This window comes from Puia sp. P3 (assembly GCF_050632245.1).
Taxonomy (GTDB): Bacteria; Bacteroidota; Bacteroidia; order Chitinophagales; family Chitinophagaceae; genus Puia.
The window spans coordinates 3,291,853-3,306,375 of record NZ_CP192583.1 but is presented as its reverse complement, the minus strand read 5'-3'; the positions used below and the strand labels follow the sequence as shown (position 1 = coordinate 3,306,375).

The window sequence follows — 14,523 nt, the reverse complement described above, 5'->3', positions numbered from 1 at the left end:
TCTTTGTTACCAGCATTAGAATTTAAGGCTATACGTAATGCTTGGAATAACAGGGATGAGAGTTAGCTCTTTGGCGACCAGCTTTCCTGGTGGCTGGGTCGATCGTCCTGTATACGAAGGAGTTGTTGGAGCGGGCGTATACATTATAAACTGAAAGGATCCATTCCGTTTCAATGGTCCTTCGTCCGACGGTTCTGCTTTTTGTATAGCGTACATTGATGTCCAGCCGGTCATAAGGGCTCAGGCGATAGTTATTGGCTACGACGTCCCAGGACCCAATGGTACGATTACGTCCGTAGGCATTGCCATTGTTGCTTCCCGGACCATTACCATTCCCATTACCGTTGCCATTGTTTCCATTTCCATTCCCATTCCCATTCCCGTTACCATTGCCATTACCATTCCCATTACCGTTGCCGTTGTTCTGTCCTACCGCCCTGCCGGGGTTGTCGTACAGTGGATTTCGTCCCGGCCCCGGATTGAGTATGTAGGAAGAGTCCGGGCTCAGCGAGAAGGCGCGGCCGCTCGCCACGAGGAAATTTGCGGCGATCTTCCAGTGAGCCGAGATATTGTACGCCAGGGAGATATCCAGCATTTGTCTTCTGTCGTAGGCGAAAGGGAAGGTCTGGCCCTGGTTGAGTGAATCGAACCGCTGGTACGCATAAGCCAGCGTATAGGCGAGCCACCCTGTCCAGCGGCCCCTGTTCTTCCGGACGAAGAGCTCTGCCCCATAGCTCCATCCCTTTCCAAAAATTAACCGCTGTTCGATCGTATTGTCGATCGCTGTCGAGTCCCTGCCTCCGAACAGCAGCTAGTTTGCCGCTCTGTTTGTAGTAAACTTCGAGGCTGGTTTGAAAGACGTTCTGTGAAAAGTTTTTGAATAGCCCTCCGGTAATTTCTTTGGATGTCTGGGGCCGGACAACATTGCTGCTGCCGATCCAGATCTCCGCCGGAAAAGAAGAGTTATAACTTTGTACCAGATGGATATACTGGTGCATGCTGCTAAAGGAGACCTTTATGCTCGTGGAAGGGTCGATCATATACAGCAGGGATAGCTGGGCTCGAGCGAAAAATAGCGGGCGTCCGTCTTATAAAAATATGGCGCCCTCAATCCCAGATAGGCTTGCCAGTGCCTCCCAAGTTGAATATCGTCGCTGACGTATGCGGCTATGCGATTTGCAGTTTTTGGGGGTATGCCCGAAGGCACGATGGTCTGTGACGTTGAATCCGGCGGAGGGACCTGACCCGATAGCGACGCGGGATAGAGTGTCTGGTGAAGATAGTCGGCTCCGGCGCTCAGTTTGTGGGAGGCGGAGGGATACCAGTCGAACGCCGTTTTTGCGTTGACGTCGCGGATACCGGAATAGAGCTGCGCGAAGAATCCGTACTGCGTGGCTGACAGGAACTGGTGGTACTGGTTGTATTCTACCGAAGTGTTGGAGAAAAGCTTTCCCGAATACTGATGATTCCACCGAAGTGTAGCGCCGGTGTTGCCGTAGTGCATGGAATAGTCGATGCCGTCGAGTTTTGCGCTGTCGCTGGTATAGCTGTTGTTGTCCCTGCCGCTGTAGAAGCTTAGGAGGAGACGGTCTTTGGGCGACAACCGGAAGTTCAGTTTCCGCATTGACGTCATAGAAATAATATTTGCTGAAATAGTTGCTGTCCAGAAGAGGCTTTAGGACGATATCTGTCGTGCTCCGCCGGGCGGATATGAGATAGGATGATTTTTCCTTCTGCAGCGGGCCGTATAGCGTGATGCCGGATGAGACGGTTCCAGCCTGGACGCTGCCGCCGGTCTGAAGATTGCTTCCGTCCTTCATGGCTACGTCGAGCACCGAGCTGATATGGTCGCCGTAAGACGCCGGAAAGCCTCCCTTCATCAGGGTGGCGTATTTGATGGTCGGTGGGTTGAAGATGCCCACCAGCCCGAATGTATGGCTCGGGTTGTATAGCGTCGCGTCGTCAAGCAGTATCAGGTTCTGTCCGGCGTTGCCGCCGCGTACAAAATAGCCAGGCGAACCGTCGATGCCCGCCTGAACGCCCGGCAGCATTTCCACCGAGTTGATCAGGTCGCCGCTGCCTCCGGCGGAAGGCGCCGCGGCGATCATGTCTGACGACAGGTCGACGCGCGCGGTCTGGTTCTTCTTCACGTTGTCTTCCCGCTTGTCTTTGAAGACGAGCGTCTTGCTGATCTCTTCCTGATCGTCGTTGTGTTCCATCTGAAAGGACAACGAATGATCGTCCGAGGCGTCGATCCGCCGGGACATGCTTTTATAGCCTACATAGGAGATCTCCAGTTCAAGTGTATCGGCGGGCTGGGCGGTGATGGAGTAGAAACCATAGCTGTTGGACAGGACTCCCGTGCCTGCGGAGGGAAGATAGATGCTTGCGCCGATAAGCAATTCGCCGGTCCGGGCGTCTTTGACATAGCCGCTGAGGGTGATTTTAGCAAGCGGCAGCGGACCCTGAAGGACGATCTGGTCGCCGATCATCTGCCAGGTAATAGTGGTTCCGTCAAAAATGACGTGCAGGAAATCCGGCAATGTCATCCTGGATACCTTTACCGAAATATTCTTTTGTCCCGAAGCGAGCTCGGTGCTGTATGCAAATTTGTAGTGGATGCGGGATTCGATGATCGACAGCGCTTCCTGGAAGGGCCTGTCCTTAAGGGACACTGTAACAAGGGAGTCGCTCTTTTCCTGTGCATATGAAGGCCGCGCCAGCATGGTGAGGAGAGCCAGCAAGGCAATGGCAGGGTAGTACCAGTGTTTAGAATGGGCAGCTGTCCGGTAGTTTTCCATGAGACGTTGACATTCGACGATGCGGCGTAAACGTCTGTAAGATAGAGCTTATTATAGATGAAAGGCTTATTTAATTTTATAGTCCTTTTTCTTCAGAATGTAGCCAGTTTCGTCGGCCGAATAGTCCAGGTGGAGCGACGCGCAGACGGTCCTGATGGCGTCTTCGAGTGACTCTCCGTCAAGGTGGACCGTCAGCCTTTTTTGAGCGAGGGTAGTGTCGCCGAGCCGGATGTTTTTGCCGTATTGTTTCTGGAGAGCTGTTATTATGTCCGCCAGGGGCGAATTGTCGAATCGCAGCAGGCCTGCGCTGTCCGTCGTCGTGATCTCGCCGCGGTGCGCGGTTGCCGTGTACAGGCAAAGTGAACCACCGGCACCGAGTTCTCGGGTCTCGCCCGTCTCCTTTTTCGTGAAGGCTACCTTGCCGCTGGAAACTACCAGTCTTATACTATCTGTCGTCTTTGCGATGGTGAAGCTGGTTCCGATATCTTTTACGCTGGCCGCATCCATATCGACCACGAACGGTCGCTGTTGCTGGTGCGCGACGGCGAACGAGGCCTCTCCGCCGAGGAGGACGATCGTCCGGGCGTTCCTGTTATAGTCGTCCGCGAGGCGGATGCTGGTGTGCTGCTGCAGGGTGATGGTCGAGCCGTCAGGAAGGGCGACGGTTTTCTGTTCGCCCGTAGCGGTCTCGTACCGGACGCCGTCTCCTTTTCTGTTATAGAATATCGCGGCGCCTCCGGCTAGCAGCAGCAGTGCTGCGGCCACGGCCCATCGTCTTGTATTTGTAATGGGCGACCGCTGTCTGAAGTCCGTCCGGATGACGGGCGCCTCTCCCAGCCGGCCGCGCAGGGCTTCCAGGCACTGGCTTTCGTCGGCGTTCCGATAGATGGAATAGTCGGCTATCCCTTCCTGCCAGACATGAATCAGCCGTTGGTACTTTTCACGATTGACAGGAGAAGCCGCCAGCCATTCATCGAATTTCAGGCTTTCTTCAGCGGAAAGTTCGCCCTGAAGCGCCGGCACGATCAGTTGCCAGGGGAGATCATCATATGTATAGGAAGACTGAGAATCCATAATTTCAAGTATAAGACAAAAAAAGATTGCCTGGACCTAGTGGTGTCCAAAAAATATTTTGCCATCGCCAGCAGCATCGGGAGGGTATTCCATTCGTCCAGGACCCGGTTGAGCTGCTGCAATGCGTGTGTAATGTGATTTTTAACGGTCTTGATGGAAATGCCCAGACGGTCGGCTATCTCCTGCTGTTTCAACTCTTCAAAACGACTCATCCGGAATACTTTCCGGCACTGCTCCAGGAGGTCGTCGATCGCCTTGTAGAGCCGGATTTTCAGCTCGTTATCTTCCATCTCCTTCCACTCGGCCGTCTCTTCCGGCCGGTGCTTCAGTTCCTGAAAATGCTGCCGGTCCCGCTTGTTCTTATCCAGTTCGTTAAGACATCTGTTGACGACTGCCCGGTAGAGATAGGATTTCAGGGAAGACTGGATGTCGATCTTTTCCGCGTCCTGCCAGAGTCTGACGAACACGTCGTTGACGACTTCCTGCGCCAGGGGGCGTCTCCGAGGTATTTGCAGGCCGCCAGCAGAAAGAACTTGTAGTGATCCTTGTAAAAAGTTCAAAAGCCTCCCCGTCTTTTCGTTGTATAGATCTCCAGATTTTGTCTTCTTCAGGACTCATGTGGTTAAAAAGGTATTTACGGGGACAATATTAGAGATAATTTTTAAAAATCCGATCTGTCCAAAAAAGCCCGCCAGAAAGTCCATTTTACTACCCTCCGGATACTGCTATCGACAGTAACTTGCTCTGAAATTATAGCAATGGAAATGCAAATAGCAGACAAAGTAATTCTTGTAAGCGGCGCCAATCGTGGTATTGGACACGCACTGGTCGAGGAGGCGCTGAAGAGAGGCGCAAAGAAGATATACGCGGGAACGCGCGGGCCGCTGACCCATTCCGACCCCGTGTCGTGCCGCTGATGCTGGACGTGACTGACGCGGAACAAATAGAGAAAGCCGTTGGGGTGGTCGGCTCCCTCGACATCCTGATCAACAACGCGGGGATCGCATTATACGACGACCTGAGTGACCGGACGATGATCGAGAGGCATCTTGCCGTCAACTTCTTTGGTATCTACGGAATGACCAACGCCTTTCTTCCCGCGCTGACCCATTCCCGTGGCGCGATCGTCAACGTGCTGTCGATCGTGGCGCTGGCGTCGTTACCGCCTATCGCGTCGTACTCGGTCTCTAAGGCGGCCGCCTTTTCGCTGACGCAGTCCTTTCGCGCGTTTCTGGCCGGTCGCGGCGTGAGCGTACACGCTGTCCTTACCGGGCCTACCGACACCGATATGACCAGGGGTCTCGAAATACCAAAGGCTTCGCCCAGGAGGTTGCCCGCGGTATTTTTGACGGTTTTGAGAATGGGAAAAGACATCTTTCCGGATCCGGTGTCGGCGTCTTTGGCCGGGAGTTGGCGCGGCGGCCCGGTGAAGGCAATGGAACGTCAGAATGCGGCTTTTGTAGCGTAATTGTTCGTATGGCCGCGGTCAGGGGTATCGTCTGGCTGCGGTCAACGGGTCGCGGCGTTTTGTTGTCCTGAGAGGCGCGCGTCCAGCGACAGCCGGCCAGGTCCGGCCAGGACCAGCGCTACCGACATTCCAATGGCCAGCAGGAAGAATTCGTAGCCTTCCGTCTTCTGTTTGCCAAACCAGTCCATGAAAAAATAGTTGCTGAACGTGGTGAAAATGATACCGGCCATCACGCAGGCCAGCGCCGCGCTGCAAAAGCGTGTAGCCAGTCCCGTAAGCAGCGCAAGGGGAACGAAGAACTCGATCAGGATGACCAGAAAGCCCACCAGCCAGGGCATCTCCCTCGTCTGTGTGAAATAGCTCATCGTTCCGGAAAAGCCGTATCCGCCAAACCATCCCAGCAGTTTTTGCGCGCCGTGGGGGAATATGACGATGGCGAGTATGAGGCGGATAAAGAACAGGGCGTAGTCTTTGTTCGTTGCAATGCGGGGAAATTCCATGCTTTTTATCACAAAATTGCATTGCGGACGCGGGGCTGCCAATCACGTGAGGTAATTAAAACCGTTACCATAGGTTAACGCGCGCGGATCCCTGCTCAGGCTCTGGGGAGTTATGCCAAGATAGGATGCGATCTGGCGGTCGGGCACCCGCTTGCCGATATGGGGATACCGGGACAGGAAGTCTTCGTATCGCTGCGCCGCCGACCTCGTGAGATTCGCAGATACTCTCTGCGTCGCCGCAATATAGGCGTTCTGGATCATGATGCGGAAACAACGCTCCATGGAAGGAACCCGCACGTACAGCTGCTCGAGGTCAGGACGGGAGATCTGCAGGATCTCCGTATCCTCGAGGCAGTCGATGGCATATCCGGACGGGGTCTCCGTCAAGAAGCTGTAGAGGTCTCCGATCCACCAGTCCTCGGGTCCGAACTGTATAACGTGTTCCTTTCCCTTCCGGTCGACTTCGTAGATCCTTGTGAGTCCCCATACGACAAAGGAGTCGTAGCGGACGATGTCTCCTTCCTGTGAAATAAATTGCCGCTTCCTGAACTTCCGGTGGGTGAAGAGTGACTGGATCGTAGCCGCCTCCTCGTCGGATACGGGTACATAGCGCTTAAGATTTTTTATTAGTGGCTCGTGCATATGGCACAAATGTCAGGCTTCCTGCTGATATTCGTCATTCTTCTTGTCCCGCGGATAGTTATTTTTGCAGAAAATTTCCGGAGAATATGGCTGCATCCCCCAACGGCGTCATCGTCTATAAAACCCGATATGGTACCACCCAGGGAATATGCGGAGTGGATCAGGAAGGAGCTCAGGATTCCGATGATCGACCCTGAAAGACTGGATGAGCAGGTGTCGTCGAGATGCGATTTTCTGGTGGTCGGCACGCCCGTGTATCTCGGGAAGATGCTGATCGCGGACTGGCTCAGCGACAACCTCGATCGCCTGGGGCGGACGCGCGTATTCCTTTTTGTCGTCTGTACCTATTTCTCGGATATGGAGAAGCAGCGGGCGATGATAAAAGATAATATTCCCGGTTCGCTGCTGGATTCGTGTGAGGTGTTTTTTCTTGCCGGAAGGGTGATCGCAGACAGGCTTTCTATGGAGGACATTCTGCTGTTGGGTGCCGGCAGTGGTGATGAGCCCGCTGCCGTTGTTGCAGAATGCGATCCGGTGCAAAAAGGGAATATACTTCCTTTGCTGAAGGCTGTCTATGCATTTGCGACCGGATACAGGACGGCCTGATTGTTTGGCTAGCGCGGCAGTTTCTGTATCTTACTGCCGAAAACCTGCTACTATGCGATCATTTTTTCTTATCCTCTTTTTAGCCTGCGGTCCTTTAATTTTTGCGCAGCAGAAGACGACAGTATACCGGACCGCAGGAGACAGTACTCAGAACTACTATACGGCCCTGGTGCCTTCCGGGACTTCAAAAGGGCTGCTGGTCATCCTCGGAGGGTTTTGCACTCCTCCGGACGAAGTAATGCGGGAGACCAAACTGCCGGTGACCGCCGTGACGGCGGGGTACACCGTGATCCTTCCCTATCTTCTGGACGAATGTATGATCGTAGATACCGCCGACGTCTATGAGACTCTTCTGGAGAGCCTGATCCGGGAGCTGATAAAAAAATATTCTGCCCCCATGGGGCGATTTATCATCGGCGGCCAGTCGCTGGGTGGACACAGGGCGGTACTTTATGCCGAACAGGCCTACCGGTCGAATGGTCCGGGGTTCGTAAGACCAAATGGCGTGTTTGGAGTAGACCCGCCGCTGGGCGGATCAGTTGCCCGCGGTCCCGTAGCCCGCGGACTTTCGTTCGGTCATAGGGAAGGATAGAAAAAGGTCAGTATTTCCTGAGTAAATGGCATTATTTCCCGGCGAGGTTGCCGAGTTGCCGGAGTCTGATCTTCAGGTCATCCGACCAGGGAAGACCGGTGCATAGCCGCATGCAATTTTGAAATTGGTTTTGAAGCGTGAATATTCTTCCGGGGGCGATGCTTATTTTGTGCCTTATGGCCCTGTCGTAAAGTATTGTCGTGTCGATGCGTTTGTCAAACTCTACCCAGAGAGCGAGGCCGCCCTGCGGGCGGGTTGTTTTGGTCCCGGGGGGAAAGTAGTCTACAATCGCCTGTACGTAGTGCTGATAGTTGTTTTGCAGGGTCCATCGCAGCTGCCGCAGGTGCTTTTCGTATTTGCCGCTTCGTATGAAATTGCCCTGCCTCCTGTACGATGGTTGTGGAGGAGATAGAATGTGCGAGCTTCAGTTGAAGAACTTTTTCCTTGTATTTCCCCGGTGCGATCCAGCCTACGCGGTATCCGGGGGCCAGGCTTTTCGATGCCGAACCGCACCAGAGCACGGTTCCTTCTTCGTCAAATGCCTTGCAGCATTTCGGACGCTGTGTCCCGTAGTAAAGGTCTCCGTAAACGTCGTCCTCGATCAGGGGAATGCCGTGCTTAGACAAAAGAGATACCATTCCTTTTTATGGTCGTCGGGCATGCAGCTGCCCAGCGGCGTATTGAAATTGGGTACGAGCAGGCAGACGTCGATCTTGGGGATCGACTTCCTGAGCGCATCGAGTTCGATCCCGAGGGTCGGGTGCGTCGGTAGTTCGAGCACTTTGAACCCAAGGCTGATGGCCAGCTGATAGATGCCCGGGTAGCAGGGGCTTTCCACGGCTACGGTGTCGCCGGGACTGCCCAGCGCCATGAGGCAGAAGGAGAGGGCGTTCATCCCGCCGCTGGTCGTGACGATATCGTCGTCGCGCAGGTTGCCTCCCCAGCCGGAGGAGCGGATCGCAACGGCCCTTCTTAGTTTGTTGTTGCCCAGGAGTGATTCGTATTCCGTGCCGGCATCTTTTAGTTGCCGCGTGGCCTGTACGATCTCCTTTTTGAGTTTGGCGAGCGGCAGAAGTCCGCCGGCGGGCGCGCTGATGGATAATAGCGTAAGATCGGGATTGCCCATGCCCGAGTAGACCACGGCCACGAGTTCGTCGGGTTCTCTGGCGCTGGCGACCGATCTGGGCCGGCTCGTCTCCGGCAGCGGCAGTCGCAGGTAGGGGAGTTTGCTGACGAAATAGCCCGACTGTGGTTTGGGTTCGACGAGGGACCGGGCCTCCAGTTCCAGATAAACCCGTTTGGCCGTGTTCATGCTCACGCCGTGTTCCTGGCAGAGCATCCGGACGGATGGCAGCTTGTCGCCCGCTCTCAGGACTCCGTTCCTGATACGTGCGGCGATGCCTTCCGCTATCCCGTTGTATAAAAATTCTTTGACCATTCGTTTTAACTGTGTCTATCCAAAAATACAAAACTGTAACTGTAATTATCCGGAGCGGAGGTCTAATTTTTGTTGTATAAATTTTGAATAGAATGGACAATACTGCCAGGAGAATGGGGTGGATCAACGGTTTTATCGGCGTAGTGCTCTTCAGCGGCTCGATGCCCGCGACGCGTGTTGCGGTACATGATCTTAGTCCGTTGTTTGTAACTGCCGCGAGGGCTTCTATTGCGGGGCTGCTTGCACTGATCGCGCTATCGGTATTCCGGGAAGAACGTCCAGGGCGAAAGCAACTGCTTCCGCTGGCAGTGGTAGCACTGGGTGCGGTGGTGGGCTTCCCGCTGCTGAGCGCGCTGGCGCTGCGCTATGTCACCTCTGCCCACTCGATCGTTTTCCTGGGGCTATTGCCGCTGGCAACGGCGGCGTTCGGTGTCATGCGCGGCGGTGAACGCCCGGGTGCCGTATTCTGGGTCTTCGCGGCGATCGGGAGTCTGCTGGTGATCGGCTATGCGGTATGGCAGGGAATCAGGGCTTCGCCGGAGGGGGACCTGCTGATGCTGGGGGCGATTGTGTTGTGCGGTCTTGGATATGCGGAAGGCGCGGCGCTTTCGCGGAAAGCCGGGCGGCTGGCAGGTGATCTCGTGGGCCCTGGTGATAGCGATGCCGGTCATGCTGCCGCTGGCGATAATGTATTTACCTTCTTCGGTGGGGGCCGTCAGCGCGGGGGCGTGGGCGGGCCTTGGCTATGTATCGTTGTTCAGCATGTTCATCGGCTTTATCTTCTGGTATCGGGGGCTGGCGCAGGGTGGTATTGCCTCCGTCGGACAGGTGCAGCTGCTGCAGCCTTTCTTCGGGCTGGTGCTTGCCGCGACGCTGCTCCATGAAAAGGTGAGCATAGGAATGCTGCTGGTGACCGTTGGCGTTATTCTTTGTGTTGCCGGCTCGAGGAGGTACTCGCGGTAGGGTGCGGCGGGGCCTGACCGAGGACGCTAGTTTACGGTGAGCTCCAAAATATTTTTGACGACGGCATTCTCTTCGTCCTTTCGCCAGTGCAGGTATAGGGGAATTTCAAAGGGTAGTGTGATAAAGCGAACGCCGGGATGGTTGGCGTAAGAATAGGAAAACGGGATGATCGAGATGCCGAGTCCCTTCTCAACCGCGCTCATGATCACGGAGCCAAAATCCGACTCGAAACGAATATCCGGTTCGAGCCCATAGTGCGCGAACACCTGGTCGATCTTCATCTGGTAGGTCTCTCCGTCTGTCAGGGTTGCCGGGATGAACCGCTCGTTCCGAAGGGAGGCGGGCGTGATCATGGACTTCGTGACAATTGGATGGGATTCGGGAACGACAAGCGCAAGGGTGTCGTGCCGTATCAGCCTGGAAGCCACGGCACCTCCTTCGTGCAGCAGCCGGCTGTAACACAGGTCCCTTCAAAGCGTTTCAGCATCTCTATTTCCTGTGTGTGTTTCATCTGTAACAATTCAACCCGCACTTCGGGGTAGGCCGCCGATATTCGGCTGAGGCAGGTCGGGCAGGAGGTCATAACTTACAGAGCCGGGGTGGTTAATGACGAGGCGTCCTCTTTCGCCCGACTGGATCTTGCGCGCATACAGCGCCGAGCCCTGGAACTGTTCGAGCAGGGGCTTCCACTGTTGCCTTAAGAATTTACCCGCGGGGGTTAGCTCGACCTTTCTGTTGGAACGATTGAACAGCTGCACTTTTAACTCGTCTTCGAGCGCCCTGATCTGACGGCTAAGGACCGACTGGGTGGTATTGAGCTTATAGGAGGTGCGCCAGTAGTGCAGTTCTTCGGACAGATGCAAAAGTATTCAATCTGTTGGGTTGTCATGGCGGCGATTGATGCAATTTTGGCATCATTCCAGTCAAATTTAGCATTTTTCGGCATCGATTGGTACCCTAGTTTTGTCGCTATATATGGAAACAATAAGAATAGAACGGGTCGGGCCGGCAGACATGGACGTGTTGCAGGCAATCGGAAAAAAGACATTCCAGGAAACCTTCGGACCGCATAACACCGAGGAAAACATGATCCGGTATGTCAGCGAAAGTTTTTCCGAGCATCGTCTTGCTGCCGAGGTCGGGGACCCGGGTTCCGAGTTTTATTTCGCGATCCTGGACGGGCGGGTGATCGGCTATGCGAAGCTGAACTCCGGGGCGTCCCAGACGGAGATACAGGGGAGCGACGGGATCGAGATCGAGCGGATCTATGTATTGAAGGAGTACCACGGGAAGCAGGTAGGACAACTGCTTTTCGAATGGGCGATGGAGATCGCGGGTGCCAGACAATACGATTATGTCTGGCTGGGGGTGTGGGAGCACAATTCAAGGGCTATCCGGTTCTATGAGAAGAATGGGTTTGCGCCATTCGACAAGCACGTATTCAGGCTGGGGAAAGACGTGCAGACGGATATCATGATGAAGAAGAGTCTCCGTTAACTATGCACTCCTTTCTTATAAAATAGAGTTCCTGGTTTTTATAGAAATGCGTCAGGTCTTCTTTTGCAGTCGTCAGGAGACCTTTACTTTATTTTCCTGGTAGAGCTGACCTATTGCATATTCATAGGCATTTGCCAGAACTCTCGACTTGCCTTTTGTTTCGGGATCGTCCCTGTGCGGCTCCAGCCCTTTCTTCCTGCCAATCAGCCCAAATACTTTATTGCTGCCCAGAAAATCGATAATCTCGGCGGCTTTATATCTGTTCTCTATGATCTCATTGCAAAGTTCGGCGGCGGCTAGCCTTAAAACCCGGTCACCCAGCAGGACCGTCTTCTTGAAATTGTGTTGATCTTCATTCATAACTGGCCACGAAAATAAATGAAATGTTAGATACCACCGGAAATTGAAAAAAAATTGCGAAACTGAACAGTTGCGCGTATATTAGCAACCAAATAGTTTCAAAACTTAAAAAAAGGGAACATGAACAACGATCTGCTATTTGATCTCACCGTCGACAAAGCGGCAAAAAGGTAACCATAATCAGGGAGTTTAAGGCCAGGCAGTCGCTGGTGTGGGATGCTTTCACCAAAAAGGAAATTCTTGACCAGTGGTGGGCGCCGAGGCCTGCCATATCGAGGACAAAATTTATGGATTTCAAGGTTGGCGGGAGGAGATTTTTTGCGATGGTCATGCCGGATGGGCAGGAGCGGTGGATGGTCCAAAGATATACGTCCATCAGCCCGATCACCAATTTCAAAATGACGGCAGCGTTTGCGGACAAAGACGAAAATGTGGAATTGCTCAGCTCTGAATGGGATTTCAATTTTAGCGAAGAGGACGGCATAACGGAAGTTGTTATCGTGATCTATAACGAGTCTCTTGAACGCATGGAGAGGATGATCGAACTGGGCTTCGGGGAAGCAATGGCTGTGATGTACGGGAATTTGGATGATTTGCTGGCGGGTCAATAGCAACGATGGCGGAAATAAAAATACAGGTATAAAAAAACCCGCCGAAGAGGCGGGTTTTTGAATTTTGGTCGGGACGACAAGATTCGAACTTGCGACCCCTTGCACCCCATGCAAGTGCGCTACCGGGCTGCGCTACGTCCCGAAACTCTGTTCGGAGAAAAAGGTTTGTGGATAAGTCCATGATCCTCTTTCCGGTGGGGTGCAAAGGTAAGGGAAAATGATCGTAAAAACTTGCAAATATGGCGGAAAATCCTTAACTTTTTTTGGCATGATTTTTAAATAAAAGAGCTAACAGCCCGTTAAACGAAAGACTTTAAATCACATCTATTGTAAAAACTTCTACCTACGTATTTCCTCCCCCAACCGTAGAGATCCCTTTTAAATCCGCCGCCCTACAGTCAAACCAACGCGTTTAACGCTATTTCTAATTAATTCAACCAGAATGAAAAACTCTTATTAGTGGGGGTTTTGTTCCCGCTATTTACCCAAGCCCAGTGGAATCTTAATTTATTCGGCGGATTTTCCAATTACATCGGGGACATGCAGCACCGTCCCTACAGCACCAAGGAGGCCAATGGTTCGTTCGGACTGGGTCTTCAGTACGATCTGACTGCACATTTTCTTTGCTGACCAACTTCACCTATGGCAAGATCTCCGCGTCTGACGCCCAGGACAACAAGACCAACAACCGGTTGCGGAACCTGAGCTTCGAAACGAAGATCACCGAATGGAATGTTCTTGCGGAGTACAACCTGTTCGACCTCAGCGAGCACCGGCTGACGCCGTATGTTTTTGCGGGTGTCGCCCTTTTTCATTTCGACCCGTATGCCTTCGACAGCCTTGGAGCGCAAGGTCTATCTGCATATTCTCAGCACGGAAGGAGAGGGTCTGCCGCAGTACCCCAACAGGAAGCCCTATTCTCTGACCCAGTTCGCCATACCGTTCGGAGGCGGGATAAAATTCCGGGTATCGCCGGGAGTGACGATTGCCTATGAGATCGGCCTGCGCAAGACATTCACCGACTACCTCGACGACCTCAGCACGAACTATATCGACCGAACTGTCCTGTTGCAGGCCAGAGGGCCAAAAGCGGTGGAAATGGCCTATCGCGGCGGCGAATTGAAGGGCGGGGCGCCCTATCCGAATGCCGGCGCTTACCGGGGCAGCCCCAATCACAAAGACTTCTATTATATGTCCGGCATACGGGTGACTGTAGCGCTGCCGGAAAATACCTTCGCTATACATGGCGGGCATCGCAGGGGAGTAATCGACTGTCCCAAAAAAGTTTACTGACGGCCGCAGTTTGTGTTTTACTTTTGGTAAACAAAGTGAAATTCAAACCGCATGGCTTATAGAAATCAGCAGGAATTTATCCAGGCACTGGAAAAAGCAGGGGAATTGGTTCGTATTCGCAGTTTTGTCGACCCGAGGCTGGAAATAGCCGAGATCACGGACCGGATCAGCAAGAGCGGCAATGGGGGAAAAGCTTTGTTATTCGAGAACACCGGAACCGGGTTCCCGGTGCTGATGAATGCCTATGGCAGCGAGAAGCGCATGTGTATGGCGCTTGGGGTAAGTCATCTCGACGACGTGACCAGGGAGATAGAGAATCTTTTCAAATTGCTGTCGGCCCCTAAGGAGGGGCTGCTGGATAAATTGCGGTTGTTGCCGAAGCTCGGACAGTTTGCCAGCTGGATGCCTACGGTCCGCAGCGGCCGCGGGGAATGTCAGGAGGTAGTTATGACCGAACCGGATATCAGCCAGCTGCCGGTGATCACCTGCTGGCCAAAGGATGGGGGACCTTTTGTGACCCTGCCCATTATCCATACCAAGGACCCCGTCACAATGTCGCGTAATGTGGGTATGTACCGGATGCAGGTCTTTGGGCCCACGCTGACGGGGATGCACTGGCACAAACACAAGGTCAGCGCCAAACATTTTTCCGAATACAAGAAGACCGGCAGGAGAATG

The 14,523-nt window shown here is 53.6% G+C and carries 20 protein-coding genes, 1 tRNA gene and 4 pseudogenes; 13 read left to right on the top strand and 12 right to left on the bottom strand.

Annotated features, from left to right (window positions below):
• Positions 1–28: 28 nt before the first annotated feature.
• The 4 genes from ACQ86N_RS20180 to ACQ86N_RS20165 form a co-directional block, all read right to left on the bottom strand.
• Entirely contained in the window at positions 29–595 is a 567-nt protein-coding gene (locus tag ACQ86N_RS20180) for a hypothetical protein (RefSeq protein ID WP_431216682.1), read from the bottom strand.
• A gap of 493 nt (positions 596–1,088) precedes the next feature.
• Entirely contained in the window at positions 1,089–2,801 is a 1,713-nt protein-coding gene (locus ACQ86N_RS20175) for a carboxypeptidase-like regulatory domain-containing protein (RefSeq protein WP_431216681.1), read from the bottom strand.
• Between the two features lie 66 nt (positions 2,802–2,867).
• Positions 2,868–3,875 carry a FecR family protein gene (locus tag ACQ86N_RS20170; RefSeq protein WP_431216680.1) on the bottom strand — a complete coding sequence of 336 codons (1,008 nt, stop codon included), beginning with the start codon at positions 3,873–3,875 and terminating at the stop codon, positions 2,868–2,870.
• Positions 3,827–4,486, bottom strand: coding sequence for an RNA polymerase sigma-70 factor (locus ACQ86N_RS20165; RefSeq protein WP_431217513.1), 660 nt, complete (start codon positions 4,484–4,486; stop codon positions 3,827–3,829). Before ACQ86N_RS20165 ends, ACQ86N_RS20170 begins: the two co-directional genes overlap by 49 nt.
• Positions 4,487–4,633: 147 nt before the next feature.
• On the opposite strand from ACQ86N_RS20165, the gene ACQ86N_RS20160 reads away from it, so the two are divergent.
• Together ACQ86N_RS20160 and ACQ86N_RS20155 are read left to right on the top strand one after the other, a co-directional pair.
• Positions 4,634–4,792 carry a hypothetical protein gene (locus ACQ86N_RS20160; RefSeq protein WP_431216679.1) on the top strand — a complete coding sequence of 53 codons (159 nt, stop codon included), beginning with the start codon at positions 4,634–4,636 and terminating at the stop codon, positions 4,790–4,792.
• Positions 4,792–5,343, top strand: coding sequence for an SDR family NAD(P)-dependent oxidoreductase (locus tag ACQ86N_RS20155; RefSeq protein ID WP_431217512.1), 552 nt, complete (start codon positions 4,792–4,794; stop codon positions 5,341–5,343). Before ACQ86N_RS20160 ends, ACQ86N_RS20155 begins: the two co-directional genes overlap by 1 nt.
• Positions 5,344–5,384: 41 nt before the next feature.
• On the opposite strand, the gene ACQ86N_RS20150 is transcribed toward ACQ86N_RS20155, so the two are convergent.
• Both ACQ86N_RS20150 and ACQ86N_RS20145 read right to left on the bottom strand, forming a co-directional pair.
• Complete coding sequence (locus ACQ86N_RS20150) at positions 5,385–5,843, bottom strand: DoxX family protein (RefSeq protein WP_431216678.1); 459 nt, start codon at positions 5,841–5,843, stop codon at positions 5,385–5,387.
• Between the two features lie 42 nt (positions 5,844–5,885).
• Positions 5,886–6,485: a Crp/Fnr family transcriptional regulator gene (locus ACQ86N_RS20145; RefSeq protein WP_431216677.1), complete on the bottom strand. Its 600-nt coding sequence runs from the start codon at positions 6,483–6,485 to the stop codon at positions 5,886–5,888.
• Between ACQ86N_RS20145 and ACQ86N_RS20140 the strand changes: the two genes are divergently transcribed.
• The 3 genes from ACQ86N_RS20140 (at position 6,486) to ACQ86N_RS20130 (ending at position 8,095) form a co-directional block, all read left to right on the top strand.
• On the top strand, positions 6,486–7,091 hold the full coding sequence (locus tag ACQ86N_RS20140; protein WP_431216676.1) for a flavodoxin domain-containing protein: 606 nt from the start codon (positions 6,486–6,488) through the stop codon (positions 7,089–7,091).
• Between the two features lie 52 nt (positions 7,092–7,143).
• Complete coding sequence (locus ACQ86N_RS20135) at positions 7,144–7,683, top strand: hypothetical protein (RefSeq protein ID WP_431216675.1); 540 nt, start codon at positions 7,144–7,146, stop codon at positions 7,681–7,683.
• A 130-nt stretch (positions 7,684–7,813) separates the two neighbouring features.
• Positions 7,814–8,095: a hypothetical protein gene (locus tag ACQ86N_RS20130; RefSeq protein WP_431218090.1), complete on the top strand. Its 282-nt coding sequence runs from the start codon at positions 7,814–7,816 to the stop codon at positions 8,093–8,095.
• A gap of 1 nt (position 8,096) precedes the next feature.
• Here ACQ86N_RS20130 and ACQ86N_RS20125 read toward each other — a convergent pair.
• Positions 8,097–8,321 (bottom strand): annotated as a pseudogene (locus ACQ86N_RS20125) (aminotransferase class I/II-fold pyridoxal phosphate-dependent enzyme); the annotation flags it as partial.
• Positions 8,285–9,121 (bottom strand): PLP-dependent aminotransferase family protein, encoded by an 837-nt coding sequence (locus tag ACQ86N_RS20120; RefSeq protein ID WP_431216674.1) that lies wholly within the window; start codon positions 9,119–9,121, stop codon positions 8,285–8,287. The gene ACQ86N_RS20120 and the pseudogene ACQ86N_RS20125, both read right to left, overlap by 37 nt.
• 92 nt (positions 9,122–9,213) lie before the next feature.
• Between ACQ86N_RS20120 and ACQ86N_RS20115 the strand changes: the two are divergent.
• Both ACQ86N_RS20115 and ACQ86N_RS20110 read left to right on the top strand, forming a co-directional pair.
• A pseudogene (locus ACQ86N_RS20115) lies at positions 9,214–9,600 on the top strand (EamA family transporter); the annotation flags it as partial.
• A 109-nt stretch (positions 9,601–9,709) separates the two neighbouring features.
• Complete coding sequence (locus ACQ86N_RS20110; RefSeq protein WP_431217511.1) at positions 9,710–10,084, top strand: EamA family transporter; 375 nt, start codon at positions 9,710–9,712, stop codon at positions 10,082–10,084.
• A 26-nt stretch (positions 10,085–10,110) separates the two neighbouring features.
• Here ACQ86N_RS20110 and ACQ86N_RS20105 read toward each other — a convergent pair whose 3' ends face one another.
• Positions 10,111–10,548: a LysR family substrate-binding domain-containing protein gene (locus tag ACQ86N_RS20105; RefSeq protein WP_431217510.1), complete on the bottom strand. Its 438-nt coding sequence runs from the start codon at positions 10,546–10,548 to the stop codon at positions 10,111–10,113.
• Between the two features lie 57 nt (positions 10,549–10,605).
• Complete coding sequence (locus ACQ86N_RS20100; RefSeq protein ID WP_431216673.1) at positions 10,606–10,947, bottom strand: LysR family transcriptional regulator; 342 nt, start codon at positions 10,945–10,947, stop codon at positions 10,606–10,608.
• A 112-nt stretch (positions 10,948–11,059) separates the two neighbouring features.
• Between ACQ86N_RS20100 and ACQ86N_RS20095 the strand changes: the two genes are divergently transcribed.
• Positions 11,060–11,581, top strand: a complete 522-nt coding sequence (locus ACQ86N_RS20095; RefSeq protein WP_431216672.1) for a GNAT family N-acetyltransferase — start codon at positions 11,060–11,062, stop codon at positions 11,579–11,581.
• A gap of 72 nt (positions 11,582–11,653) precedes the next feature.
• On the opposite strand, the gene ACQ86N_RS20090 is transcribed toward ACQ86N_RS20095, so the two are convergent.
• Positions 11,654–11,941, bottom strand: coding sequence for a hypothetical protein (locus ACQ86N_RS20090; RefSeq protein WP_431216671.1), 288 nt, complete (start codon positions 11,939–11,941; stop codon positions 11,654–11,656).
• Positions 11,942–12,150: 209 nt separating this feature from the next.
• On the opposite strand from ACQ86N_RS20090, the gene ACQ86N_RS20085 reads away from it, so the two are divergent.
• A complete protein-coding gene (locus tag ACQ86N_RS20085) occupies positions 12,151–12,552 on the top strand; it encodes an SRPBCC family protein (protein WP_431216670.1) in 402 nt (133 codons plus the stop codon).
• A 65-nt stretch (positions 12,553–12,617) separates the two neighbouring features.
• Here ACQ86N_RS20085 and ACQ86N_RS20080 read toward each other — a convergent pair.
• Positions 12,618–12,694, bottom strand: a tRNA-Pro gene (locus ACQ86N_RS20080).
• 317 nt (positions 12,695–13,011) lie between these two features.
• On the opposite strand from ACQ86N_RS20080, the gene ACQ86N_RS20075 reads away from it, so the two are divergent.
• The 4 genes and pseudogenes from ACQ86N_RS20075 to ACQ86N_RS20060 form a co-directional block, all read left to right on the top strand.
• Positions 13,012–13,182 (top strand): hypothetical protein, encoded by a 171-nt coding sequence (locus ACQ86N_RS20075; RefSeq protein WP_431216669.1) that lies wholly within the window; start codon positions 13,012–13,014, stop codon positions 13,180–13,182.
• Positions 13,176–13,316 (top strand): annotated as a pseudogene (locus ACQ86N_RS20070) (DUF6089 family protein); the annotation flags it as partial. The gene ACQ86N_RS20075 and the pseudogene ACQ86N_RS20070, both read left to right, overlap by 7 nt.
• A gap of 61 nt (positions 13,317–13,377) precedes the next feature.
• The gene (locus ACQ86N_RS20065; protein ID WP_431218089.1) at positions 13,378–13,845 is read left to right on the top strand and encodes a hypothetical protein; all 468 of its coding nucleotides are present in this window, start codon (positions 13,378–13,380) and stop codon (positions 13,843–13,845) included.
• 51 nt (positions 13,846–13,896) lie between these two features.
• Positions 13,897–14,517, top strand: a pseudogene (locus tag ACQ86N_RS20060) (UbiD family decarboxylase domain-containing protein); the annotation flags it as partial.
• Positions 14,518–14,523 lie beyond the last annotated feature (6 nt).